Source organism: Zhihengliuella salsuginis (assembly GCF_014651715.1).
Lineage (GTDB): Bacteria > Actinomycetota > Actinomycetes > Actinomycetales > Micrococcaceae > Zhihengliuella > Zhihengliuella salsuginis.
Map to the genome: position 1 here is coordinate 93,324 of NZ_BMXK01000005.1, position 22,599 is coordinate 115,922.

Sequence of the window (22,599 nt, forward strand, 5' to 3'; positions counted from 1 at the left end):
AATTAGATGACGGCGTTCTACGCGTTCCGGTACTCCCGCGCGGCCGGGGCGGGGTGTGCCGAGAGGTAGTCCGCGAACGTCGTCGTGCCGCGTGGTGCGCCGTCGTCGACCAGGTTGCCACCGTCGGCGATCGCGCGGACGGCCCCCCGCTGCAGGAAGCGCGGCAGGCGGACGGGGGCGATCTTGCGGCGCAGGCCGGACGCGGCGACGAACGCCCGGGCCATGTCGAGGGAGCAGTCGACACGCGGCCCGCCCACGTCGGCGACCCGGCCCTGGGGGCCGCGGCAGGCGACGTCGGCCAGCCGAGCCGCCACGTCGGCGACGTCGACCGACTGGAAATTCACATCCGGCACGAACAGGACCGGCAGCCGGGACAGCTGGGCGAAGAGGGCGCGCACGAGGTCGTGAAACTGGGTGGCCCGCTGGATGGTGGCCGGCACGCCGGAGGCGGCGACCAGCCGCTCGACCTCGAGTTTGCCGCGGTAGTAGGCCAGCGGGATGCGGTCGATCCCGACGATCGAAACGAGCACGAAGTGCCGCACGCCGGCCGCGGCGCACGCGGCGAGCACCTGCTGCGCCACTGTCACGTCCCGGTCCCCGTTGAGGGTCGTGGCGCAGTGGACCACTGTCTCGGCGCCGGCGAACGCGCGTGCGACGTCGGCGCTGTCGCCCGTGAGCAGGTCGGCGCTCGCCCACTCCCGGCCGGCCGGCAGGGACGGGGGCGTGGGGGAGCGGCTGAGGACGCGGACGCGGTGCCCGCGTCTCTCGATTTCGGAGACGACGGCGCGACCCAGAGTCCCTGTCCCGCCCGTGACGACGATCGGTGCTGATCCCATGCTCCTCACGCTACGCCGCCCGGCTGGCATTCCACCGGGATCCAGCTGGGTGCCACGAGGATGCCCGCGCGATCGCTGCCGCAGATCCGCTCATGTGACGGAATCGCCGTCGGATCGTGGCCCAATCGAGGCCTGCCGGGCCTTCCGTCCAGTCGCCGGCGGTGCTTGTCTTGCCGTATGAGAGCCAAGAGCAAGTGGACGACCGCCGTTGCGGCGGCGGCGTGTGTGGGGTTGCTCGGCGCCTGCAGCCCGGGCGGACCCGGCGACGGCGAGATGAGCCCGACCCCCGGCCCGACGACGACGGCGCCCTCGCCGACCGCGACCGCCACCCCGAGCCGGACGCCCAGCCCGGACCCGACGACCATGCCGACGGACGCGCCCGATGCCTCCCTGCCGGCGGAGGAGGCGGCGTTCGTCGTCTACCCGGCGCCGGGCGCGAGCGTCTTCGACGAGCCGGGCGGCGCCGTGGACGGGTTCGCCACAGGCTACGCCGGGTTCGAGGCCCCGGAGATCTCCGAGTTCATGCAGGGCGACGCCAACTCGGGCGAATTCGAGGTCATGGCCGCGGGCGGCAGCATCGTCACGACGGTCCTGGTGCGCCGGATGTCCGACGACGCCTGGTACGTCATCGGGTCGGCGACCCCGAACATCCAGGTCGCCGAGCCCGCGGCGGCCGCGGAGGTCTCCTCGCCGCTGACCGTCGCCGGCGAGGCGCTCGCGTTCGAGGGCAACGTGGTGGTGCAGGTCCGCGATTCCGCGGGCGAGGTGCTCGGGCAGGAGCCGGTCACGGGAAGCGGCGGCCCGGATCTGGGGCCGCTCTCCGGAGAGATCGCCTACGACGGTCCCGCGGCAGGGCAGGGCGCGGCCGTGTTCCTGACGTACAGCGCCCGTGACGGCAGCCTGGAGCAGGTGGCCGCGGTGCCGGTGGTCTTCGGCTAGAGGGGGCGCCGGAGGACAAGCGGTTCGAGCGCGGCCCTGATCGCCGCGGGGGAGGGGGCGCCGGTCAGCGAGCCGCCTTCGGTGTAGACGCGGCAGGCGAGGGCGTCGGTCCGGGCACCGTCCGCGAAGAGATCCCGGCCGTCGACCGTGATGGTCGGCGAGCCGGCGAACCCGCTGGTCGCTGCCTCCTGGGGCGTCGAGATCAGTGTGTCCGCGAAGTCGACGTCGGCAGCGCCGAGCTCCCGGAGGGCCGTCTCGGTGTTCCGTGCCGCCTCGCGCCACATGGGGCAGTCTTCGATGTGCAGGACCTTGATCAGCATGCGACCAAGTATGCCCCGAATCGTGACCGTGTTCGGTGCGTTGGATCACTGAACGGGTGGTCGGGGCGCGCCTACGTTGCAGGTACAGGGGTCGTGGACGGCACGGCCGCAATGAGAAAGGCAGCATCATGACTACACACGCTTCCCACTCAACTCCCGAGGTCCACCCGCTCACCTTCAGCCGCGAGCTCGTGGCCGGCGTCGTCGGCGGTCTCGCCGGTGGCCTGGTCTTCGGCGTGATGATGGCGATGATGGGGATGTTCCCCATGATCGCCTCCATGGTCGGATCCAGTTCCGCCGGCGTCGGCTTCGGCATCCACCTCGTGATCTCGGTGGTCATCGGCCTCGGCCTGACGGTCGTGCTGCCGAAGGTCCTCGGGCGCACGTTCGGCCGCGGCGTCCTCGTCGGCCTCGCCTACGGCGCCTTGTGGTGGGTCCTCGGCCCGCTGCTGATCATGCCGATGATGATGGGCATGCCGGTCTTCATGATCGGCGCCGGTTCGATGATGTCCCTGCTGGGCCATCTGGTCTACGGCGTCGTCCTGGCCGTCGTGGCTGTCGCGTTCTTCCGTCGTAGCGCATGATGAAAGGGTGCGTCACGGAAGTGCAGCCGGTCCCGCCCGAGGCCCGGCGCCCGTGGGCGCCGGACCGAGGGGAGGACCCGTTGCAGCCTGCGAAGGACAGCAACTTCACGTGCCTGAGCGAGGTCGAGCTGTTCGCGGACTTGTCTCCGCAGGAGATCGAGGCCATGGACCACATGATGCCGCCGGTGACCTTCCGCAGCGGCGAGCTCCTCTACGGGCCGACGAAGTCCGAGAACGCACTGTTCATCCTCAAGAAGGGGCGCGTGAGGGTCTTCCGCGTCACCGCGGAGGGAAAGGCGCTGACGCTCGCGATCCTCGAGCCCGGGGCCGTGTTCGGCGAGATGCCGCTGCTCGGCCAGCGGATGTACGGCAGCTACGCGGAGGCGATCGATACGGTCTCGGTCTGCAGGATGACCACCGCCGAGGTCGAGCACCAACTGCTGGCCGATCCGCGCATCGCCGTCCGCATGGCGCGTCTGCTCGGCGACCAGGTCGCCCGGCTCGAGGAGCGGCTGACGGACCTCGCGCTCAAACCGCTGCATGCCCGGGCGGCCGCAACGCTGGTGCGGCTCGCCGCCGACCAGGGGCGCGGGCCGCTGGGCAAGCCGACCATTCGGCTGACCCACGGGCAGATCGCGGGCCTGCTCGGCGTCACCAGGGAGTCCACCAGTCGCACGCTACAGGGGCTCGCCGACGACGGGTTCATCCGCCAATCCCGCGGCAGGATCGTGGTTCTCGACATGGCCGGCCTTCGCCTTGCCGCCGACGAGATCGACTGACCCGCCCGGTCAGCCGGACTGCTCGACGACGTCGGCGAGATTGGCGAGGGAAGAGGCCAGACCCGCCGCGTGCGCCTCGGGCGTGATCACCTCCGGAACCCCGGAGGCCGCGACGGTCACGAGCGTGCCGTCGTCGTCCTCGGCGAGGGACCAGGTCATTGTCATGGTGCCGGAGGCTGCCGGGTCCTCGGAGGGGAAGTCGACGAGCCAGACGATGCGCCGCGGAGGATCGAATTCGGCGATGCGCGCCTCGGCGGTGTCCGTGTCCGCGCCGGACTTGCCGCCGTCGGACGGGGGCTCGTCGTAGGTCAGCACCATGCGGAATCCGCCGCCGGTGCTGGGGTCGAAGTGCTCGAGCCGGCCCGTCATGCCCGCCGGTGGAAGCCACGCGAGGAAGAGGTCGGCGTTGGTGAACGCCCCGAAGACGGCGGAGGCGTCGGCGGAGATGTGTCGTGAGGCCCGGTCGATCCGCATGGTGCCCACGCTAGCGTCGCCGAGTCCGGACGGCTACGGGGCGGATCCGCCCGCAGGCCGGAAGGCTCGGAGCGGCACGAGTCGTTACGGAGTGCGGGTTTTTCCGGGATCTGCAGCAGTCTGCGACGACTCGTGGCGGGCGAACAGCATTCTGCGACGACTGGCGAGCGACCGCCAACGATTGGTGACGACTCGAGCAGCGCTTGAAACGGCGAAGGCCGGCCGCCCGCGCCCCGTGCGGGGTGCTGGCGGCCGGCCGTGTGGCGCCCGCCGGGTCAGTTGGCGACGGTGAAGCGGCGGTTCTCGTTCTTCGGGGTCTCCAGCTCGTCGAGCACGGCGACGGCGAAGTCCTGCGTCGAGACCGAGTCGCCGACCGGCGAGTTCACGCCGACCTTGTACTCGCCCGTGCGCTCGCCGGGGGCGATCATCGGGGCCGGGGCCAGCATCGTCCAGTTCACGCCGGAGGAGTCCTGGTAGTAGGTCAGGATCTCGGCGAAGCTCTCCGCCTCGGCCTTGTAGGCCTCCGGGAAGCCCTCGGTCTGGTGCAGCTGGACGCCGTCGACCTCGAGCGCGCCGGCCCCGCCGATGACGAACACGCGCGCCGGGACCAGGGTCTCGGCGATCTCCTCGTGGGCCTCGCGCACGGGGCCGTGGTCGCTGCCGTCGCGCGGGGTCGGGACGGAGAGGACCACCACGTCGTGGCTCTTGCCGAGCTCGCGGTACGCGGCGAGGTCGGTCAGCTCGGCGGTGAAGGACGCGGCGCCCGGGACCTCTGCGCCGCTGCGCGAGACGGCCGTGACCTCGTGGCCGCGGGTCAGTGCCTCCGCGACGATCTGGCTTCCGACCATGCCCGTGGCTCCGTAGACTGCGATCTTCATGGACAGCTCCCATTCGGTTGTAGATTCAAGTGTTGTGCCTCGTTCAACGCGCCCCGTCGCGCTAGCATTCCAGCAGGAGGGAACATGACCAAAGATTTCCCCGCGCCGGCCCCACTCGCCGGCGACGCGGCCTCCGCCGTCGTGATCCGCGACGGCGCCGCCGGGCTGGAGGTGCTCATGCTGCGGCGGCTGGACCGCGGCTCGTTCGCCGGCGCGTGGGTGTTCCCGGGCGGGTACGTCGACCCGGAGGACACCCCGGTCCGGTTCCAGTACGACGACGCCGCCTCCTGGGGTGCGGACGTCCCCGTCCGCGAGGTGCCGGCCGGGTTGCGCGCCGCCGCCCGTGCCGCGGCCGTCCGCGAGACGGAGGAGGAGACCGGGCTGGTCCTGAATGAAGCGGATCTGGTCCCGACCACGTGCTGGGTGCCGCCGGCGGCGTCGCCGAAGCGGATGCGCGCCTGGTACTTCCTGGCCCCGCTGGCCGGGGGTGGGGGTGAGATCCGGCTGAGCCCCGGCGAGCACAGCGCCGCCGAGTGGCTGACGCCCGCCGACGCGCTGGCCCGCCACGGAGCCGGCGAGATGCTGCTGGTCCCGCCGACCTGGTTCACCCTGCACGGGTTGGCGGTCCTCGGCGGCGCCGGCGGCGTGGCCACGGTCGCCGACGCCGTGGCCGACGCGGTGGCGGCCGCCGAGTCACGCGCCGGCGGGGGAGCGGGCGCGGAGTTCGAGCAGTTCCGCAGCCAGCAGTTCGCCGAGGCGGGGCGGAAGTACGTCGTCTGGCACGGCGACGAGGCCTGGGAGGACGAACTCGCCGCCGCCGGCCACGGCCCCCACCTTCCGGAAGCGCCCTCGCCCGCCGGCACCCACCGACTGGACGTCACGGCGCTGCCCTGGACCTACGAGCGTGAGTTCTGAGTGCCGGAGCGAAGCGGCGCGTTGCTGACCGAATCCGGAAATGATGGACAGACGATGATTCAGCCGATGCGGAGAGTCGACGCGCGAGAATACCGGGAGTCCACGAGCCCAGAGGTGCAGAACCGGTGGGCGTCGATCCTCTGGCCTTTCTTCGCATTCGTCGTCGCGGCCCTTGCGATGACCATCTTCGACTTCGGCTGGCTATTCGTGCTCGGCTGGACGATTCTCGTCGCTCTCGTTCATCTGCTCCTGTGTGCGCGGAGGCGCAGGACCTAGGCGTCCAGCGGCAGCAGCGCGTTCATGTACACGATGGGCCATCCTGAGACGGGACAGCTGATCCCGGTGTGCGTGCAGTACTCGCTGCTCGACCCGCAGCAGAACCGCGAGTTGCGCCGGCTCCCGCTGATCCGGCCCGTGAACGGGAGCTGATGACTGGCCCGGCGGCGCAGGCGGGGTGGTGGCAGCAACAACACCATCAGGGGACACTGGTTGTCGGCCGGGCACCGGGGGATTCTTGGATTACATCCGCCGCCGATCCGAGGAACATCCATGCCGCCATCCGCAGTCTCCGTCATCGAGCACTACGCGTCCATCGACGACCTATTGGGAGACGGACGCCACCGCTTCTTCAGCCAGGGTTACAAGTCGACCAACCCGCGACTGCGTGACCTCCGGGTCGTCCACGACAGCGCAGAATCCACGCTCACGGCCCGCGCCGGGCTGAGCATGCACGGGCTGTGGTCGGTCAAGGGCGGCGCGGAGCAGACGCCGCACCTGGGGACTACGGACGTGATGGTCCTGGCCTGCAGGATGGGAGAGGCCCTGCTGGCCAGCCGCTATTCTCCCGACCTGTTGCCGGCCGCCCACGTGACATCGGTGACCATCTCCGGCGGCAGCGAACCGGTCGAGGGGGCGCTCCGCGACCTTGAGTGCCGGGCCGTGCTCCAGAGCGCGCCCGGTGGGGGCGGATCCGTGCTGCGGTGCTCCGTGGCCTCGATGACGGCCGTTGCGCACGTGGCCCACGGGACCGCCGAACCCGGGCTCGCCTCGGTCCAGGCGCCGTCCGAGGAGGCCCTGGTCGGGGACAGCGGGGACCGGCTCTACGGCGCGCGCTGGGCGGAGCGGGACGTGTCGTTGACGCGGGTCCGGATGGACCCAGAATGCGGGACCGCCCGCGCCGGCCTCGCGTTCCGCCAGGGGGCTTCACCGTCTCCCCACGGCGAGCGTCGAGGCCTGGAGGCCGCATACCCGGACGCGCTCTGCGCCGTCGAATACTTCGTGGCCACCCTTCAACTCGGGCAGGTGCTGCTTTACCGGCTCGACGCGATGGACCGCGCGGACAGCAACACGCTGTGGATGCGCAAGACGCGCGTGACGCTCGACGGCCCGGGCTCCGTGGTCGCCGGCGGGCCCGGGACGGACCTCTCCGTGCACTTGCGCAACAAGCGGCTGGTCGAGAAGGACGGCGAGTCGTGGCGGTGCGCCGACGTCGTGGGGACGTTCGACGGCGGCGAAGTTGTCTGCAAGGTCGCTCACCGCCTGCCCGCCCGCCAGGCCGCGGAGGCGGTCCGATGAGCACGCGGAACGCCGTCGTTCGGGGCCTCGGCGGAGCCCTGCCAAGGAGGGTCATCACCAATGAGGACCTTTCCGTCACGTTGGACACCTCCGACGAATGGATCCGGCGCCGGACCGGCATCGTCGAGCGCCGCCACGCGGACGAATCCGAGTCCACGAGCGCTCTCGCGACTACCGCCGCCCGGCGTGCGCTGGACAGCGCCGGTGTCGATTCGGCGGACCTGCTGATCCTGGCGACGTCGACGCCGGACCAGATCTGCCCGGCGACGGCACCGAAAGTCGCGGCGAACCTCGGGCTCGACGGCATCGCGGCCTACGACATCTCCGCCGTCTGCTCCGGCTACATCTATGCGCTGGCCACGGCGTCCTGGGCCATCGGCTCGGGTGCGGTGGGCTCTGCCCTGGTCGTCGGCGCGGACACGTTCACCCGCCTGCTCGATCCTGCGGACCGGACCACGTCCGTGATCTTCGGGGACGGTGCCGGCGCCGCCTTCCTGTCCGCCGGAAGTGCCGACGAACCCGGTGCCATTCTGGCGTCGACGCTGCACGCGGACGGAACGGGTGAAACGCTCATTCAGGTGCCGCGCGGCGCCGGGAGCTTCTTCGAAATGCAGGGCAAGGAGGTCTTCGAGCGGGCGGTGTCCGCCATGTCGGACTCCGTGAACACCGTGCTGGCACGCGTCGGCTGGGCTACGGAGGACGTCGATTCTCTTGTCGCCCACCAGGCCAACCGGCGCATCCTGAACACGGTTGCCTCCGTGACCGGCATCCCCGAATCGAAGGCCGAGGTTCACCTGGACAGGGTGGGCAACACCTCGGCGGCATCGATCCCGCTGGCGATGACCGATGCCGCCGTGAAAGGCCACCGGACCCCGGGAGACAAAGCGGTCCTGACCGCCTTCGGCGGGGGCACCACGTGGGGTGCCGCCGCGATGACCTGGCCATCGATCTCGGTCCTCGACCCGCATTAGGGGCGGACGACCGCAACGCCGCCGGGGCTGGAACCGGCGGGACCACCGTGGCGCCGGCTGATCCGGGCCATCCGAACAAGGGAGAACAATGGAAATCAAAGCACTGGACGTCGTCGACGCGATCCGTTCCACCATGGGCGAGCTCAGCCAGATGGGACCGGACGACTCGTTCGCGGACCTGGACATCGATTCGCTCTCGCTCGTGGAGGCGGCCGTTGTCCTGAGCAACAAGTTCGGGACGCGCATCGACGAATTCGAGCTAGCCGAGGCCGGCAACGCGCGTACCGCGGCGGGCCTCGTCACCGACAAACTGGCTCGCCAGCCCGTCGCCTGACCGCACGCCTTCCACGACACCGCCCCCACCCCACGAGAGACAAGGACACCCATGACGAATCCGTCGATTGCCATCATCTACTACTCAGGTTCCGGACACACGAAGGTCCTGGCGGACGCGGTGAACGAGGCCGCCCGCGAGGGCGGCGCCACGACCGCCCTGCTGCACGTGAACGAGCTGACCGAGGAATCCTGGGAATTCATCGATGACGCCGACGCGCTGATCTTCGGGGCCCCAACGTACATGGGCACCGCGCCGTCGGCGTTCCACGCCTTCGCGGAGAAGACCGCGGGCCGCTGGGCCGTGCAGGCGTGGCACAACAAGCTCGGCGCGGGCTTCACGAACGCCGCCTGCAAAGCGGGGGACAAGCATTCCACACTGGACTACTTCTCCACCTTCGCCGCTCAGCACGGAATGAATTGGATCAATCTCGGCCTGCTCCCGGGGTGGAAGAGCCTCAAGGGGACGGAGAACGACCTGAACCGCTTCGGATTCTTCAACGGGGCCGCGGCCCAGACCTTCTCCGACGTCGGCATTGACGGCGTCCACCCGGCGGACATCGCCACGGCCGCGCACCTGGGTCGGCGAGTCGCCGAAATGGCCGCCGTGTTCTCCGCCGGGCGGGTAGCCGTCGAGCGGAACCTCGCGCCCGCGGGCGCCTAGCGCCGCGAACCGCCGGCGGGCAATGACCCCGTCGACGCAGGAACCGACTGTGTCGACGGGGTCAGCGTCGTCTGCACGACCTCCATCACCTTGGGGCTGGTGCGGTGGAACAGGTGGCCACCGGGAATATCGACCGAGCGGGGTGGCTCCGCGCACCAGCCGGCCCACTGCGCGGACTCCAGAGCCGGCACGATGTCGTCGTCCGTACCGTGGAACAGGGTGGTCGGCACCGCCAGCTGCCCCGCCGGCTCGCTGCCCGGGTAGCTCTCCAGCAGCGCCAGGTCCTCGAGCAGGACGTCGCGAGCGCGCTCGGACAACGCGGTAGAACGGGCGGCCGCGAAGGCGATGGCACGGGTGCCCGTCCCGTTGCCGCGCGCTGGCACCGGGGGACGGGCGGCCGCCAGGAAGACATGCTGCAGCCGGCCAGAGCCCTGAACCCGCAGGGCGATTTCGTAGGCCAGGGCTGCGCCCATGCTGTGGCCGTAGAGGGCCAGGCGCGGCGACGGCGACGCCTTGACCGATTCGGACAGAACAGCCGCAGCGTGGGGGATGGAGGCGAAGTCCCTGCCGCGATACCCGAGCTTCGTGACGGCGACATTCGTGAACCGCCATTTGGCGAAGCTCGCGGTGGTCCCGCCGGCGTGATGGAGGCAGAACAGGTGCATGCCGGCCGCCCCGCGCCCTAGGAGAAGTCGAGCTTGTGCCGGTCGTGATTCAGGCGGGACGCGGCGACATCGTCCATGTTCTCCTCGGCCCATTCCTTCATCTCGAAGATGATCTTCAGCAGCGAGCGGCCCCGGCGGGTGAGCTCGTAGTCCGTGCGTACCGGCACGGAAACAGTGACGTGCCGGTCAACGAGGCCGTCGCGTTCCAGTGAGCGCAGCGTGGAGGTCAGCATCTTCTGGCTGGCGCCGGGGATCCGTTTGCGCAGTTCGCTGTGCCGCTGCTGGCCGTCCTCGAGCGCGAGCATGACCAGGGTGACCCATTTGCTGCTGATGGCCTCGAGGAGCTGCCGTGCCGGGCAGAGCTCGAGGGAGGCGTTGTAGTGCTTTCGCGCAGTCTCACGCTTTTGTTCGGCAGTGTGGGTCATGTTCCCGGTCCTCTTCTTCCGCGGTGGGCTCGTTGGGCCAGCGTACGGCGGGCGTGTGACAGGGGGAAACCGTGCCGTAATCTTTAGTTGACCGCAGGGCGAATATCTTCCCCGCCGGGGCCGACCAGGAGGGACTCGCCGGTCAGCTTCATGAACGGCAGGTCCGAGGGGTGGTCGCCGTATGCGAAGCTCGCCGTCAGGTCCACGTCGCGGTCCGCGGCGTGGGCCGCTACGGCGCGCGCCTTGGCGTCGCCTACGAGCGCCTCCTCGATCTCCCCCGTGTAGCGGCCGTTGCTGATCACCGGGCGCGTGCAGAGCACGTCGAGCTGCGGCCAGCGCCGTCGCACGCGCACCAGCGCCGGTTCGAACGACGCCGTCACGGCGACCAGCCGCCGTCGTTGGCGGGCGTGTGCATCCAGGACGGAGGCCACGGGCTCCAAGAAGCGCCAGTCGGCCGGCGACCGGGATTGGTCGTCCGCCCAGAGTTCGCCGAGCCCGGCGACGTCGGCCACGCGCCTCCCCCGCCACCAGTGGAAGTACCGGGCGTTGGTCTGGGCGCGCGGCACGCCGGCGAGCGCGCTCTCGCGCAGGCCGGCCAGGAAGTCCTCGGCCTCCGCGCGGCGCGAGCTGTGGGCCGCATCGAAGCGGAGGAATTCGAAGATGGTGTTGTAGGCCGTGACGGTGCCATCGATGTCTGTGTAGGCGGCCCGGGCCCGGGCGTCGGATTCTTCCACAGGAAGAATCCTAAGGTTCGGACCGCTGCGCGGAAACCGTTGCCGACAGGGCACTTCAAAGTGCCCTAGGCACAAAATAGTGCGTTCTTTACGCGCTCCTACGGGACGCGCCAGGATCGAGTACGGGCACAGAGAGCGCCCCGTTCATCACGCTTCGAAGGGAAGTCAATGCCTACCATCCTCCACGTCAACGCCTCCCCCCGCTACGCCAACAGCGACTCTCTGCAGCTGGCCCGGCACTTCATCGACTCTGTCCAGGCCGCGGAAGAAGAGACCTTCGAGGTGGAGACTCTGGACCTGTTCGGCGACGACGCGCTCCCGGTCTTCGGCCGGACCGCTGCGGCCGCCAAGATGGCAGTCTTCTCCGGCCAGGAGCAGACGCCAGAGCAGATCACGGCCTGGGAGTCGGCTCGTGCGGTGTTCGACCAGTTCGCCTCGGCGGACGCCTACGTCTTCAACATTCCCATGTGGAACGCCGGCGTCCCCTACGCGCTGAAGCAGTGGATCGACATCATCACCCAGCCCGGGTGGAGCTTCGGGTTCGATCCCGAGAAGGGCTACCGCGGCCTCATGGAAGGCAAGCAGGCCATGGCCATCCACACCAGCGGTGTGTACGCCCCGGGCGTTCCGGCGGCGTTCGGCAAGGATTTCAGCAGCACGTTCTTCGCCGACTGGCTGGACTTCGTGGGTATCGAGGACGCCGCACACGTCCGGTTCGCCCCGACCGTGCTCAACGGCGACGTGGACGGCACCCGCAAGGTCGCCGATGCAGAGCTCACCGCCGCGGCTCCCCAATTCGCCGCAAAGCTGAGCTCCGTGGGGGCGTTCCAGCTGGTCAACGACTGAGGCGAACGCTGTGCGCATCGGAATTTCAGGGACCTATTCCTCCGGCAAGACGTTCACCTCGATGGCGCTGTCCCACTACACCGGGCTACCGCGGACGAAGGCCAGGACCATGCGGGAGATCCTGCCAGAGGCTGCCCCGGGCAAGACCTTGGAGGAATGCACCGCAGCGGAACTGATCCAGATGATCGTGACGCGTCACGTGGAACGGGCGGTGTACGAGGACAAGCTTTCCACCGGATTCGTCTCCGACGGATCCTCGTTGCAGGAATGGATCTACGGCTCCGTACGGGTTTCCCTGGGTTTGAACCCCAGTGCCTCCGCGCACCTGCAAGCAGGTGAAGAAGTCGAGAAGACCGCGGAACTGGCCTTCTTCGAAGAGGTTATGGCGAGCCTCGGAAACAGCTTCAAGAAGCACGTCAAGGGTTCCTTCGACGTCTTCGTGCACCTGAAGAATGAGCTTCCCCTGGCCGCAGACGGGCACCGTCCGGTCAACGACCAGTTCCGGAGCATGTCCGACTCGATCTTGAAGCAGACCATGGACGAGCTGGGCATCCCTTTCTACGTGGTCTCCGGCACGGTGGAGGAGCGGCTCGAGCAGATCGCCTCGCTTCTCGGCCTCGAGCCGCGCATGGCACCGGAAGCGGCTGCGCGTCTGGCCGCCGAAGAATACGCCCTGCTTGACGTCCGCCCCGAACGAGAGCGCGTTTCGCAGTAGCGCCAGATCCCGCGGATCGCGAAGCACGACCCCGCTCGCCGGTTCGTCCGGTCGGTCACCACCAGGTGACCGACCGGACACGCTTCAGTATTGGAGTATCCATGAGTCCAGAACAGCCGCCATCCAGCCTTGTGAGCCTGGGCAACTTCCTCAGGACCCGCCGGGAGCAGATCCGCCCGGAGGACGTGGGGTTACCGTCCAGCAACCGACGGCGAACCCCGGGACTCCGCCGCGAAGAAGTCGCAGTCCTCGCCAATGTGGGCGTCTCGTGGCTCACGTGGCTCGAGCAGGGGCGGGCCACCGGTGTCTCGGCGGAAATCCTGGATTCCGTCGCCGGCGCGCTGCGGCTCAGCTCCGAGGATCGGACCTACGTCCATCGGCTGGCCTCCGGTCGCCGCGCAACACAGGGTGCTGACGCGGTGGCCGACAGCGAGTCGGACGGGGGCCAGGCAGTGCTGCTGCAACGGTTGGTCGATGCCATGGCCAACCCCAGCTACATCGCGGATCCCTTCTGGACGGTGGTCGCCATGAATTCCGCTGCAGCGAGTACGTTCGACACCCGCGTGGGCACCAGCTGCCTGCAGCGTTTCTTCACGGATCAGAAACTCGCCCGGTCCCACGTCCACAGGGAGATGATGGCCCGGTCCCTCGTCGCCCAGTTCCGGGCGCAGTCGGCCAGATTCCACGATGATCCCCGTTTTGAAGCGATGGCGCGCCGGCTGTGTCAGGCATCGGAGGCCTTTCGCGAGCTGTGGCAGCGCCAAGTCGTGGGCGACTCCTATCACGTGGACGTGGTCTACGATCATCCAGAACTGGGCAGGCTGAGCTTCGATCCCGTGGTGCTGAGCGTCCCGAAGTATCCGACGCTCCGCGTCTTCACGTACCTGCCAAAGTCTGGAACCCGGACACAGGAGGTGTTGCTCAGCCTCCCCCGAAAACCCGCGGGGCGGCTGATGTCCTCAGGGGAGCCCTTCACCGCGTTCTCCGCCGAAGACGTCACCCGCCCGCGGTTCAGGACGTCGATCATTTCGGAGCGGCGGACGCCGTCACGGGTCGACCGGGCTGGCCACCCTGTGTGATCCCGCCGCCGCCCGGCCGCGTCCGCGGCTTCCCCCGCACGTAGCGAATCCCTGCACAGATGAAGGAGCAATAAGCATGTCCGAGCAGATGACGGGCGTCCGCGCCCCGGTCGTTCCACCGCCGAACAAGCATCAGCTGGCCGTGATGATCTGGGTGGCGGTCTTCCCCACTCTGACCATCATCAATCTCGTCTTCGGGTCCTGGCTCGAGGTGCTGCACCCTGTGCTCCGCACCTTCGTTCTGGTCACCGTCGCGGTCCCGATCGTGATCTACGCGATCATGCCCGGTCTGCACCGCGTGCGGGCCTGGCTCATGATCCGCACCGCCTGAGCCTGGCGCGGCCGCGGTTTCGGGCTCAGGCGTCCAGTTGCAGCAGTGCGTTCTCGATGAGCTCCGGCAGCGACGGGTGGATCCAGTACTGGCCGCGTGCCAGGTTCGCCACCGGCTGGCCGAAGTGCATCGCCTGGATCAGCGGCTGGATGAGGCTCGAGGCCTGCGGGCCGATGATGTGCGCGCCCACGAGCAGGCCGGTGTTCCGGTCCGCGATGAGCTTCGCGAACCCGGTGCTGTCCTCCATGGCCCACCCGTAGGCGACGCCGCCGTAGTCCTGCCGGGCGACCGAGATGTCCAGCCCGCGCTCCACGGCCTCCACTTCGGTCAGGCCCACGGACGCGACCTGTGGCGAGCTGAAGACGGCGTGCGGGACGAACCGGTGGTCGGCCGTCACGAGCTCTGGTTCCGCCAGGTTGTGCTGCACCACGCGCTGCTCGTGGTTGGCCACGTGCTTGAGCTGGTACGGCGAGCAGATGTCGCCGAGCGCCCACACGCCCGGCACGACGGCGCCGCCCGCCACCGCGCCTTTCTCGCCGCGGGTGCCGCCGACCACCGCGCGCTGGTATTCGTCGACCTTCAGCAGCCCCGCCTCGTCGGTCTCGAGGCCGCCGGCGGCGACGTCGAGCTGATCGGTGTTCGGGGTGCGCCCGGTCGCGACGAGGAGGACCTCGGACTCGATGACGCCCGGCCCGTCGGGGGCCTCGACGTGCAGCCGGACGCCGTCGTCGTGCTGTTCCACCCGGCGGGTGGAGGTGTTGAGGCGGACGTCCCAGCTGGCGCGCGCGACCTCCGTGAAGCGCTCGGAGACGTCCGCGTCCTGGGCGCGCAGCAGCGCGCCGGAGCGGGCGACCAGCGTGACGGCGACGCCGAGCGAGGAGAAGACGTGCGCGAACTCGGCGGCGATGAAGCCGCTGCCGAGGATCGTCATGGTCGCCGGCAGCTCCTCGAGGCGCATGACGGTGTCACTGGTGTGGAAGTCGACGCCGGCCAGGCCCTCGATGTCCGGGATCGCGGGGCGGGATCCGGCGGCGAGGACGACCTCGTCGGCGGTGATGGTGGCGGGCGCGCCGCCGTCGTTAGGGGCGACGGCGAGCTGACGCGGGCCGGTGAAGCGCGCGTCGCCCTCGAAGACGGTGACGTTCGCGTTGTCCTCGTGGCTGATGCGGTAGTCGCGGCCGCCGGCGGCGATCTGGTCGATCCGGTCGGCGAAGATGCGCTCGCGGATGTCGGACCAGCGCACGGCGTCGAGGGTCGCGTCGACGCCGAGCCGGCTCGAGTGGCCGGGCGTGGCCGCGACGTCCGCCGTGTAGACGAGCATCTTGGTGGGGATGCAGCCGACGTTCAGGCACGTGCCGCCGAAGGTGTTCCGCTCGATCAGGGCGACCTTCTTGCCGCGGAAGCGCTCGTCGAGGATCGAGTTCCCGGATCCGGTGCCGACGATGATCAGGTCGAAATGCTGCATGCGTGTCCTCGCGACGAAAACGGTGGGCGGTCGGATCCAGCCTATCCGTCGCGCCTGCGGGCGGCGACGGCGGCGTGGGGCCGGTGCTCGGGGGAGGCGCGCCGGTCCGTCGCGCCCACCGCGAAACCGGCTCCGCGCAGCAGGTCGGAGAGGTCCTCGGCGGACCAGTAGTAGGCGGGCGCCACCGCGTGGTGGAAGGACTGCCGGCTCGGGCCCTCGAAGAAGCCGAGCAGCACCGTGCCGCCGGACGCGAGCCGGGCGCGGAACCCCTCCAGGATGCCCGGCACCTCCTCCGGGGCGGTGTGGATGAGCGAATACCAGGCGAGGATCCCGCCCACCGGGTCCCCGGCGGCCAGATCCGCGAGCGAGCCTCGCTCGAAGCGGACGCCCGGGAACCGCGCCCGCGCCGAGTCGACGAATTCGGGCACCAGGTCGATGCCGACGACGTCGTGCCCGCGCCCGTGCAGCCACCCGGACCAGTGGCCCGGGCCGCAGCCGGCGTCGAGGATCGGGCCGGTCGCCGACGACGCCCACGCGGAGATCAGCGCGCGGTCCTGCTCGTGCATGGCCGCGATCGACCCCAGGGCTGCGGTGTACTCGCCGGCCCGCGCGGCGTAGGCGGCCGCGGTGGATTCTTCGCTCACGCGTGCAGTCTAGTGCGGGTCCGGGGGTGTGAGCAGGCGTTCGAGGAGTACGACGTCGGCGCGGGCGTCCGGCACTCCGAGCGCCGCCTGCGCGGTCACGCCCTCCAGGTAGGCGAGCAACCCGCGCGCCGAGGCCGCCGGGTCGGGGTGCCCCAGCGCTTCGCACAGCGCGGCGGCCGCGCCGGGGGAGAAGAAGGTGCGGGTCAGCCGTTGGTGCACCGACGGGTCGTCGACCTCCGGCGCCAGCGCGAACCGCGCCCGCACCTCGTCCACGCGCCGCGTCGCGAGGTGGTCCGCGTAGCCGGCGATCGCCTCGGCGGCCTGTCGTGCGGTGGGTGCCCGAGGCAGGGTCGTGGCCAGGGCGGAGAACTGCGCCCGCGACCGCTCGATCAGCCGGTCAGCAGCAGCGGAGATGAGGTGCGTACGGGTCCGGAAGTAGTACGACGACGAGCCGCGCGGCAGGCCCAGGTGCGTGTCGATCGCGCCGTGGCTGAGGGCGCGGGCCCCGCCGTGGGATACGAGCTCGAGCACCGCCTCGGCGATGGCGTCGCGCCGATCCGTTCCCGCCATGACTCCTGCTCCGCTCCTCGGTGGATGTAGAGTGTTCACCGTACTCTACAGAAGTAGAGGATGAAATCGGTGGAAGGAGCCGCAATGCAGTGGCCCGGACAGCGCCCACACCTGTGGCCCGGCGTCGACGCCGCGGACCTGGTGGGCGGACTCGAAGCCGGCGGCCGGACGCTCGATCCCGGCCAGCGCTCCGCCGTCGAGCAGCTCACGGCTCCCCACGCCCGCGGCGTGTACCTGTTCGGCGGGGTCGGCCGCGGCAAGACCTGGATGGCCGACGCCTGCTTCGCCGCTGCCCCGGGGCCCAAGCGACGCGTGCACATGCACTCCTTCCTCGCAGAGATCAACGCAGCCGTCGCCGCCCGCGCCGATCCGGCGGCGGAGGCGATCGCCGGCCTCGTCGGCGAGGCTCGTTTCCTCTTCATCGACGAGTTCCACGTGCACGACGTCGGCGACGCGATGCTGATCCGCCGGCTTCTGGACGTTCTCCTCCGGGCGCGGATCGGCCTGGTCGCCACCTCGAACTACGCGCCGGAGGACCTGCTGCCGAACCCGCTCTTCCACCACCACATGCTCCCGGCCATCGAACAGATCCGCGCGCACCTCGCCGTCGTCGAGGTGGTGCCCGGTACGGACTATCGCGTCGCCGGCTCGGCGGAGGGCGGCTTCGCCGCGGGCGCCTGGACGGCCGCCCCCGGCGACGGGGCCCGGCCGGCCGGGAGGCGGGACGACGGCGGCAGGGGCGGCGACGTCGTCGTGCTGGGGAGCAGGACGGTGCCGGTGCGTGCCGCGGATGCGGGGCGCGGTGTGCTGTCGGGGACGTTCGCGCAGTTGTGCGAGGCGCCGCTGTCGGCGGCGGACTATGTGACGCTGGCGTCGCGGTACTCGCGCTGGGAGCTGACGGATGTGCCGGGGCCGGGGGAGATCGACGAGCAGGGGTTCCAGCGGTTCGCGCACCTGGTGGACGTGCTGGTCGACGCGCAGCACCGGCTCGACGTGACGGCCGGCCTGCCGCTCGAGCAGTGGGCGGAGCCGGGCGGCATGCCGCGGGATGCGGCCCGTTTCCTCAGCCGGCTGAGCCTCCTGAGGAGCTGACGGCCTGGACCTGCCGGTTCGCTCGTGGCTGGTGAGCGTCAGTGGTCGGTCGCCGGGATGCCGGCCGGGACCGGCTCGCCGTCCTCGAGGACCACGAACTGCCCCATCATGCCCTCGTCCTCGTGGAGGAGCAGGTGGCAGTGGTACATGTACGGCACCTTGGCCGAGGTGTAATCCTCGAAGCGCATGATGATCCGGTAGACCCGCCGCGGCTCCAGGTAGATCGTGTCCTTGAGGCCGCCCAGCTCCGGCGGAGGGTCCTGCCCGTCGATCGACACCACCTGGAACTGGACGTCGTGCACATGGAAGTTGTGCGGGTACGGGTTGGTGTTCCGCACCTCCCACACCTCCGTGGAGCCGACGCGCACCACCTCGTCGATCCGCCCCATGTCCATCTCCTTGGAGTTGATCTTGCGGTCCGCGAGCCGGAAGTCGCGCAGCCCGGCCGCGTCCTCCACCCGCAACCGCTCGATCCTCGCCAGGGTGCCCGGCACAGGGGGCGACGGCGCCAGCTCGCCCGCCGCGCGCAGCTCCAGCACGTCGAACTCGTCCTCACCGCCGAACGCGGCCGGCACCGCGACGGCGCCGAGCTCGACGCGCCCCGAACGCAGCATGATCGTCTCACCGGGCGCCATCTCCACCACGATCTCCGCCCGCTCGGCCGGCGACAGCCGGATCGAGGCGAGCGGCACGGGGGAGGCGAGCAGGCCGCCGTCGGACGCGATGAGCGCGAACTCGCGGGAGTCGGCGAAGCCGAAGTTGTAGGTGCGCGCGGTCGACGCGTTGAGCAGGCGCAGGCGCACCCGCTGGCTGGAGACCTCGAAGAAGGGGTTTCGCGCGCCGTTGACCAGCAGGGTCGAGCCGAGGATGCCGATCTCGTTGCCGGACGTGTCCAGCAGGAAGCCGCCCTCCTCGCCGACCATCTTGTCCTGCACGATCACCGGCACGTCGTCGACCCCGTACTCGCCGGGCAGCCCGGCGGGGGTGTCCTGGTCGTCGACGACGAACAGGCCGGCCAGCCCCAGATTCACGTGCCGCTGCGTCTCGCCGTGCGGGTGCGGGTGGTACCAGAGGGTCGCGGCCGGCTGGTCGATGAGCCACTCCGGCTCCCACGTGTCCCCGGCGGCGACCGGCTGGTGCGGCCCGCCGTCCATCTCGGGTGGCAGGTGCATGCCGTGCCAGTGCACCGAGGTGGCCTCGTCCAGCTCGTTGGCCACGCGGACGCGGACGCGCTCGCCGCGGGAGGCCCGCAGCGTCGGCCCCAGGAACGGGCCGTTGAAACCGGCGGTCGGGGTCGGGAAGCCGGGGAGCAGGTCCATCGTGCCGGGCCGAGCCGCGAGGTCGAAGACCCGGACGCCGTCCTCGACGCGCGAGTCCGCCAGGGGAGGGATCGGCAGGGCGGCGGTGGGCGCCGCGGGCAGCTGCACCTCGTTCTGGCGGCCGCACCCGGCCAGGGAGCCGGTCAGCGCCAGCAGACCCAGCGAGGTGAGCCCGCCGAGGACGGCGCGGCGGGAGGGGCGGTGGAAATCGGACACGGTCTCCATGCTAGGCCCGGGTCCCGCTTCCGGGCGCGAACCCCCGCAGCCGCTGCACGGCGAGGGCCAGCAGCCCGGCGACCGCGCCCCACAACACGCTGGTCGCCAGCACGGCGATGACGCCGAGCCCGAACGGCGCCTGCCACGGCCCGGCACCCGGACTGAACACGGTCGCGAGCACCAGCTCGAGACCCCCGTACAGCAGCCCCGTCACCACCAAGGTCAGGATGGGCCGGGCGACGCGGCTGAAGCCGACCACGCCGATCCACACGAGCGCCGTCACGCCGATCAGGGTCAGCGGCACGACGGCGGCACCCGGGCCGCCGCGGCTGGCGCCGCCGGATGTGCCGTCGTCGTGCAGGCCGAGCAGGCCCGCGAGCGGGTGCAGCAGCGCGAGGGCCGCCAGGCCCGCGATGAGCGGCCAGTTCAACGGCTGGCGCGGACGGTGGTCGTCGGCGGAGGGGATCTGCGGTACTGAATTGTTTGTCATGTCTCCAACCTAGGAACGCGCGCGCCGGCGCGAATCCGCCGCAGGGCGCGACCTTCCGTCCCGGTTTGTCGACACGCGACTACGTCGAGAGGCGACACCAACCCTGAACGGCAGGCGATTCCGGCCGCCACGGCCCGCGTCTACGATGGGGCCATGAGACGACGCCCGCGCCCCGGCGAGCCCGCCCGCTACGCGGGGCCGGCCGAACGCCAGGTCAGCCCGTGGGTCCTCGACGCCCTGCTGGGCGTCGCCGTCGTCGCAGTGCTGGCGCTGCTGGTCGCCACGGATCCGCGCGGGACCCGCGCCCCGGATGTGCTGGCGTTCGGCATCGCCGCGTTCCTGGGCGCGCTGATGCTGGTGCGCCGGTTCGCGCCGCGCGCCGTGCTGCTCGTGACCATCGCCGCGGTGTGCGGCTACTACATCCTCGACTATCCGCCGATCGGCATGGCCGTCCCGCTCGCCGCCGCGCTCTACTCGGCGGCCGAAGCCGGTCGCCTGCGGACAGCCGTCGTCGCGGGGGCCGCCATGCTCGCGGTCTCCAGCTACTTCCGCCTCGGCGAGAGCGAACCCCTGGGCTTCCTGCTCGGCTACGAGCTCGTCTCCAACGCCGCGATCATGGCCGCCGCGATCGCCCTCGGCGACGGGGTCCGGGCCCGCCGCGCCCGCCGCGAGCAGCAGGCCGAGGTCGAACGGCTCATCGTCGCCGAGCTCGAACGCGAGGGGCAGGTCCGCGTGCAGGCCGAACGCGTCGCGATCGCCCGCGACCTGCACGACTCGATCGGCCACCGCCTCTCCGTGATCTCCCTGCAGGCGGGCGTCGCCAGCGACGAGATCGGGAACGACGACGCCCGCGCCGCCGCGGCGGTGGACCAGATCCGCGCCGCGAGCCGGGACCTGATGGGAGAGCTGCGGTCCGTCGTGCGCATGCTCCGCTCCCCGGGCGCCGCAGGAGAGCAGGCCGTCATCGGGCTCGAGGGCATCGCATCACTCGTGGCGAAGGCCCGCGATGCCGGGGTCGACGTCGAGTTCGAGGAGGTGGGCCCGCCCGCCGGTGCCGGCGAGATCTCCTCCACCGTGCAGGCCGCCGCCTACCGGGTGGTGCAGGAATCGTTCACGAACGCGATGCGCCACGCCCCCGGAGCCGCCATCCGGCTGACGGTCGACGCAGACGGCGATACCGTCGTGATCCGGGCGGCGAACGGGCCCGGGCGGACCGAAGGGAACGACGCCGGCCCGCCGGCCGCAGTTGTCGGCGCCGGCACCGGCCTGGCCGGCATGGGCGAGCGCGTCCGCCTCCTGGGCGGAGACCTCGAGTGGGCTGACGAGGGCGCGGACGGTTTCCGGCTCTCGGCCACGATTCCCGTTCGGGTCGACACGAACGAGCCGGATGGGCTGAACCGGTCGAACGAGGAGGCGCAGTGACCCGGGAGGCGTCAGGGCCGGCGGAGGCGATCGCGGTGGTCCTCGTCGACGACCAGGAGCTCGTGCGCACCGGACTGCGGGCGCTCGCCGAACGTGACGGGGACATCCAGGTGGTCGCCGAGGCCGCCGACGGCCGCGCCGGGGTGAGCCGGGTGCGGCAGCTTCGCCCCGACGTCGTGCTGATGGACCTCCGGATGCCCGTCATGGACGGGCTCGCCGCGACGGAGGAGATCGTCTCCGACCCCGGGCTGTCCGGCACGCGTGTGGTCATCCTGACCACGTTCGACGAGGACGACGACGTGCTGCGTGCCGTCCGCATCGGGGCGAGCGGGTACCTACTCAAGGACATTGGGCCCGCCGAGCTGCGGGCGGCGATACGCACGGTGGCCGGAGGGCAGGCGTTGCTGTCGCCGGCGATCACCACCACGGTCATGCGGCAGCTGTCGGACTCGCGGGCCGGGCGGACGGACGAGTCGCTCGTGTCCGGGCTGACGGACCGCGAGCGGGAGGTGCTGGCGCGGGTCGGGCTCGGGGAGTCGAACGACGAGATCGGCCGGGCCCTGTTCATCTCGCCGGCGACCGCGCGGACCTACGTCAGCCGGCTGCTCGCGAAACTGGGCGCCCGCGACCGTTCGCGCCTGGTGGTGATCGCCTACGAATCGGGGCTCGTGACGCCGGGGAACGGCTGATCAGACGTCGGCTTCCTCCGCGTCGTGGACGGCCGCGGCCCGCGACTCGAGCCACGCCTGGACGTCCTCCGGCCGGACGCGGCGGTGCGTGCCGCGGTAGTGCACGGGGATCGCGCCGGCGTCCGTCAGATTGCGCATGTAGGTGTTGGACACCCCCGCGAGCTGCGCGGCCTGCGACGTGTTCAGCCACGCCTCCGCCGTGCTCACGGTGACGGATTCGCCGGCCGCGAGCCGGGTGAGGGCGTCCAGCACGACGGCGCTGGCGTCGGCCGGCAGCTGCAGGGCGGTCCCGTCCACGAACACGGTCACGTCGCGGGCGCTCTCGAGCGAACGGGCCAGCCGGACGGCGTCGTCGTCGGGCAGTGCGGGATGGTTTGTCGCCTTCGTCAGCGCGGTGGTGTTGGATCCGGTGGTCCTGGCCATGATGTCCGCCTGTAGTCGGGGATGTGGCTGATGCAGTCGCGCGCCGCGGTGTCCCCTGGCGCGCGATGGTGGTCCGTTCCATTATGACCTTAAGCACGGGCGCAGGTGTAAGTGCTCACAAGAGTGGCCATGATATGAGGCATGGCCCTGTGCCGACCGTCTCGATAGGGTGACGGATGAATCGGTGGCGGGCGATGAACCGCATC

General features: G+C 70.6%; 29 protein-coding genes. 16 read left to right on the plus strand and 13 right to left on the minus strand.

What is annotated here, in order from left to right; translation table 11 throughout:
• Positions 1–17 precede the first annotated feature (17 nt).
• Positions 18–836 (minus strand): SDR family oxidoreductase, encoded by an 819-nt coding sequence (locus tag IE069_RS06675; RefSeq protein WP_189349351.1) that lies wholly within the window; start codon positions 834–836, stop codon positions 18–20.
• Between the two features lie 177 nt (positions 837–1,013).
• On the opposite strand from IE069_RS06675, the gene IE069_RS06680 reads away from it, so the two are divergent.
• On the plus strand, positions 1,014–1,775 hold the full coding sequence (locus IE069_RS06680) for a Gmad2 immunoglobulin-like domain-containing protein (protein WP_189349352.1): 762 nt from the start codon (positions 1,014–1,016) through the stop codon (positions 1,773–1,775).
• On the opposite strand, the gene IE069_RS06685 is transcribed toward IE069_RS06680, so the two are convergent.
• Positions 1,772–2,095: a hypothetical protein gene (locus tag IE069_RS06685; RefSeq protein WP_189349353.1), complete on the minus strand. Its 324-nt coding sequence runs from the start codon at positions 2,093–2,095 to the stop codon at positions 1,772–1,774. The two genes, IE069_RS06680 and IE069_RS06685, sit on opposite strands and share 4 nt — an antisense overlap.
• Before the next feature lie 128 nt (positions 2,096–2,223).
• Between IE069_RS06685 and IE069_RS06690 the strand changes: the two genes are divergently transcribed.
• Positions 2,224–2,679 carry a hypothetical protein gene (locus IE069_RS06690; RefSeq protein WP_189349354.1) on the plus strand — a complete coding sequence of 152 codons (456 nt, stop codon included), beginning with the start codon at positions 2,224–2,226 and terminating at the stop codon, positions 2,677–2,679.
• Between the two features lie 80 nt (positions 2,680–2,759).
• On the plus strand, positions 2,760–3,458 hold the full coding sequence (locus IE069_RS06695) for a Crp/Fnr family transcriptional regulator (RefSeq protein ID WP_229790992.1): 699 nt from the start codon (positions 2,760–2,762) through the stop codon (positions 3,456–3,458).
• 9 nt (positions 3,459–3,467) lie between these two features.
• On the opposite strand, the gene IE069_RS06700 is transcribed toward IE069_RS06695, so the two are convergent.
• Complete coding sequence (locus IE069_RS06700; protein WP_189349355.1) at positions 3,468–3,932, minus strand: SRPBCC domain-containing protein; 465 nt, start codon at positions 3,930–3,932, stop codon at positions 3,468–3,470.
• Positions 3,933–4,207: 275 nt separating this feature from the next.
• Positions 4,208–4,810 (minus strand): NAD(P)-dependent oxidoreductase, encoded by a 603-nt coding sequence (locus IE069_RS06705; RefSeq protein WP_189349356.1) that lies wholly within the window; start codon positions 4,808–4,810, stop codon positions 4,208–4,210.
• 84 nt (positions 4,811–4,894) lie between these two features.
• Between IE069_RS06705 and IE069_RS06710 the strand changes: the two genes are divergently transcribed.
• The 6 genes from IE069_RS06710 (at position 4,895) to IE069_RS06735 (ending at position 9,268) form a co-directional block, all read left to right on the plus strand.
• Complete coding sequence (locus IE069_RS06710) at positions 4,895–5,725, plus strand: NUDIX hydrolase (RefSeq protein ID WP_189349357.1); 831 nt, start codon at positions 4,895–4,897, stop codon at positions 5,723–5,725.
• Entirely contained in the window at positions 5,726–6,001 is a 276-nt protein-coding gene (locus tag IE069_RS06715) for a hypothetical protein (RefSeq protein WP_189349358.1), read from the plus strand.
• A gap of 273 nt (positions 6,002–6,274) precedes the next feature.
• Positions 6,275–7,300 carry an AvrD family protein gene (locus IE069_RS06720; RefSeq protein WP_189349359.1) on the plus strand — a complete coding sequence of 342 codons (1,026 nt, stop codon included), beginning with the start codon at positions 6,275–6,277 and terminating at the stop codon, positions 7,298–7,300.
• Positions 7,297–8,271: a beta-ketoacyl-ACP synthase III gene (locus IE069_RS06725; RefSeq protein ID WP_189349360.1), complete on the plus strand. Its 975-nt coding sequence runs from the start codon at positions 7,297–7,299 to the stop codon at positions 8,269–8,271. The genes IE069_RS06720 and IE069_RS06725 overlap by 4 nt, the downstream gene beginning before the upstream one ends.
• Before the next feature lie 88 nt (positions 8,272–8,359).
• Positions 8,360–8,605, plus strand: coding sequence for an acyl carrier protein (locus tag IE069_RS06730; protein ID WP_189349361.1), 246 nt, complete (start codon positions 8,360–8,362; stop codon positions 8,603–8,605).
• A gap of 51 nt (positions 8,606–8,656) precedes the next feature.
• The gene (locus tag IE069_RS06735) at positions 8,657–9,268 is read left to right on the plus strand and encodes a flavodoxin family protein (protein WP_189349362.1); all 612 of its coding nucleotides are present in this window, start codon (positions 8,657–8,659) and stop codon (positions 9,266–9,268) included.
• Here the strand turns inward: IE069_RS06735 and IE069_RS06740 are convergent.
• From IE069_RS06740 to IE069_RS06750, 3 genes are all read right to left on the minus strand, one after another.
• The gene (locus IE069_RS06740) at positions 9,265–9,933 is read right to left on the minus strand and encodes a thioesterase II family protein (protein ID WP_189349363.1); all 669 of its coding nucleotides are present in this window, start codon (positions 9,931–9,933) and stop codon (positions 9,265–9,267) included. The two genes, IE069_RS06735 and IE069_RS06740, sit on opposite strands and share 4 nt — an antisense overlap.
• A gap of 17 nt (positions 9,934–9,950) precedes the next feature.
• On the minus strand, positions 9,951–10,358 hold the full coding sequence (locus IE069_RS06745; RefSeq protein ID WP_189349364.1) for a winged helix-turn-helix transcriptional regulator: 408 nt from the start codon (positions 10,356–10,358) through the stop codon (positions 9,951–9,953).
• Positions 10,359–10,441: 83 nt separating this feature from the next.
• Complete coding sequence (locus IE069_RS06750; RefSeq protein WP_189349365.1) at positions 10,442–11,092, minus strand: HAD-IB family phosphatase; 651 nt, start codon at positions 11,090–11,092, stop codon at positions 10,442–10,444.
• Between the two features lie 168 nt (positions 11,093–11,260).
• Here IE069_RS06750 and IE069_RS06755 point away from each other — a divergent pair, with 168 nt between their 5' ends.
• The 4 genes from IE069_RS06755 to IE069_RS06770 all read left to right on the plus strand — a co-directional run bounded on the left by IE069_RS06755 (position 11,261) and on the right by IE069_RS06770 (position 14,063).
• A complete protein-coding gene (locus IE069_RS06755) occupies positions 11,261–11,938 on the plus strand; it encodes an FMN-dependent NADH-azoreductase (protein ID WP_189349366.1) in 678 nt (225 codons plus the stop codon).
• A 10-nt stretch (positions 11,939–11,948) separates the two neighbouring features.
• Entirely contained in the window at positions 11,949–12,653 is a 705-nt protein-coding gene (locus tag IE069_RS06760; RefSeq protein ID WP_189349367.1) for an AAA family ATPase, read from the plus strand.
• Positions 12,654–12,754: 101 nt separating this feature from the next.
• Complete coding sequence (locus tag IE069_RS06765) at positions 12,755–13,732, plus strand: helix-turn-helix transcriptional regulator (protein WP_189349368.1); 978 nt, start codon at positions 12,755–12,757, stop codon at positions 13,730–13,732.
• A 76-nt stretch (positions 13,733–13,808) separates the two neighbouring features.
• Positions 13,809–14,063, plus strand: a complete 255-nt coding sequence (locus tag IE069_RS06770) for a putative antibiotic biosynthesis monooxygenase (protein ID WP_229790993.1) — start codon at positions 13,809–13,811, stop codon at positions 14,061–14,063.
• 25 nt (positions 14,064–14,088) lie between these two features.
• On the opposite strand, the gene IE069_RS06775 is transcribed toward IE069_RS06770, so the two are convergent.
• From IE069_RS06775 to IE069_RS06785, 3 genes are read right to left on the minus strand one after another with little or no spacing between them, the layout of a single operon-like run.
• On the minus strand, positions 14,089–15,528 hold the full coding sequence (locus IE069_RS06775; RefSeq protein ID WP_189349369.1) for a mycothione reductase: 1,440 nt from the start codon (positions 15,526–15,528) through the stop codon (positions 14,089–14,091).
• 41 nt (positions 15,529–15,569) lie between these two features.
• Entirely contained in the window at positions 15,570–16,172 is a 603-nt protein-coding gene (locus IE069_RS06780; protein ID WP_229790994.1) for a class I SAM-dependent methyltransferase, read from the minus strand.
• Between the two features lie 9 nt (positions 16,173–16,181).
• On the minus strand, positions 16,182–16,742 hold the full coding sequence (locus tag IE069_RS06785; protein WP_189349370.1) for a TetR/AcrR family transcriptional regulator: 561 nt from the start codon (positions 16,740–16,742) through the stop codon (positions 16,182–16,184).
• 84 nt (positions 16,743–16,826) lie between these two features.
• Between IE069_RS06785 and zapE the strand changes: the two genes are divergently transcribed.
• Positions 16,827–17,834, plus strand: a complete 1,008-nt coding sequence (zapE, locus tag IE069_RS06790) for a cell division protein ZapE (protein WP_189349371.1) — start codon at positions 16,827–16,829, stop codon at positions 17,832–17,834.
• A gap of 38 nt (positions 17,835–17,872) precedes the next feature.
• Here the strand turns inward: zapE and IE069_RS06795 are convergent, their stop codons facing one another.
• Positions 17,873–19,369, minus strand: coding sequence for a multicopper oxidase family protein (locus tag IE069_RS06795; protein WP_229790995.1), 1,497 nt, complete (start codon positions 19,367–19,369; stop codon positions 17,873–17,875).
• A gap of 10 nt (positions 19,370–19,379) precedes the next feature.
• Entirely contained in the window at positions 19,380–19,859 is a 480-nt protein-coding gene (locus IE069_RS06800) for a hypothetical protein (protein WP_189349373.1), read from the minus strand.
• Between the two features lie 153 nt (positions 19,860–20,012).
• On the opposite strand from IE069_RS06800, the gene IE069_RS06805 reads away from it, so the two are divergent.
• Entirely contained in the window at positions 20,013–21,281 is a 1,269-nt protein-coding gene (locus IE069_RS06805) for a sensor histidine kinase (protein WP_189349374.1), read from the plus strand.
• On the plus strand, positions 21,278–21,970 hold the full coding sequence (locus IE069_RS06810) for a response regulator (protein ID WP_229790996.1): 693 nt from the start codon (positions 21,278–21,280) through the stop codon (positions 21,968–21,970). The genes IE069_RS06805 and IE069_RS06810 overlap by 4 nt, the downstream gene beginning before the upstream one ends.
• Here IE069_RS06810 and IE069_RS06815 read toward each other — a convergent pair whose 3' ends face one another.
• Entirely contained in the window at positions 21,971–22,393 is a 423-nt protein-coding gene (locus tag IE069_RS06815; RefSeq protein ID WP_189349375.1) for a helix-turn-helix domain-containing protein, read from the minus strand.
• Between the last annotated feature and the right edge of the window lie 206 nt (positions 22,394–22,599).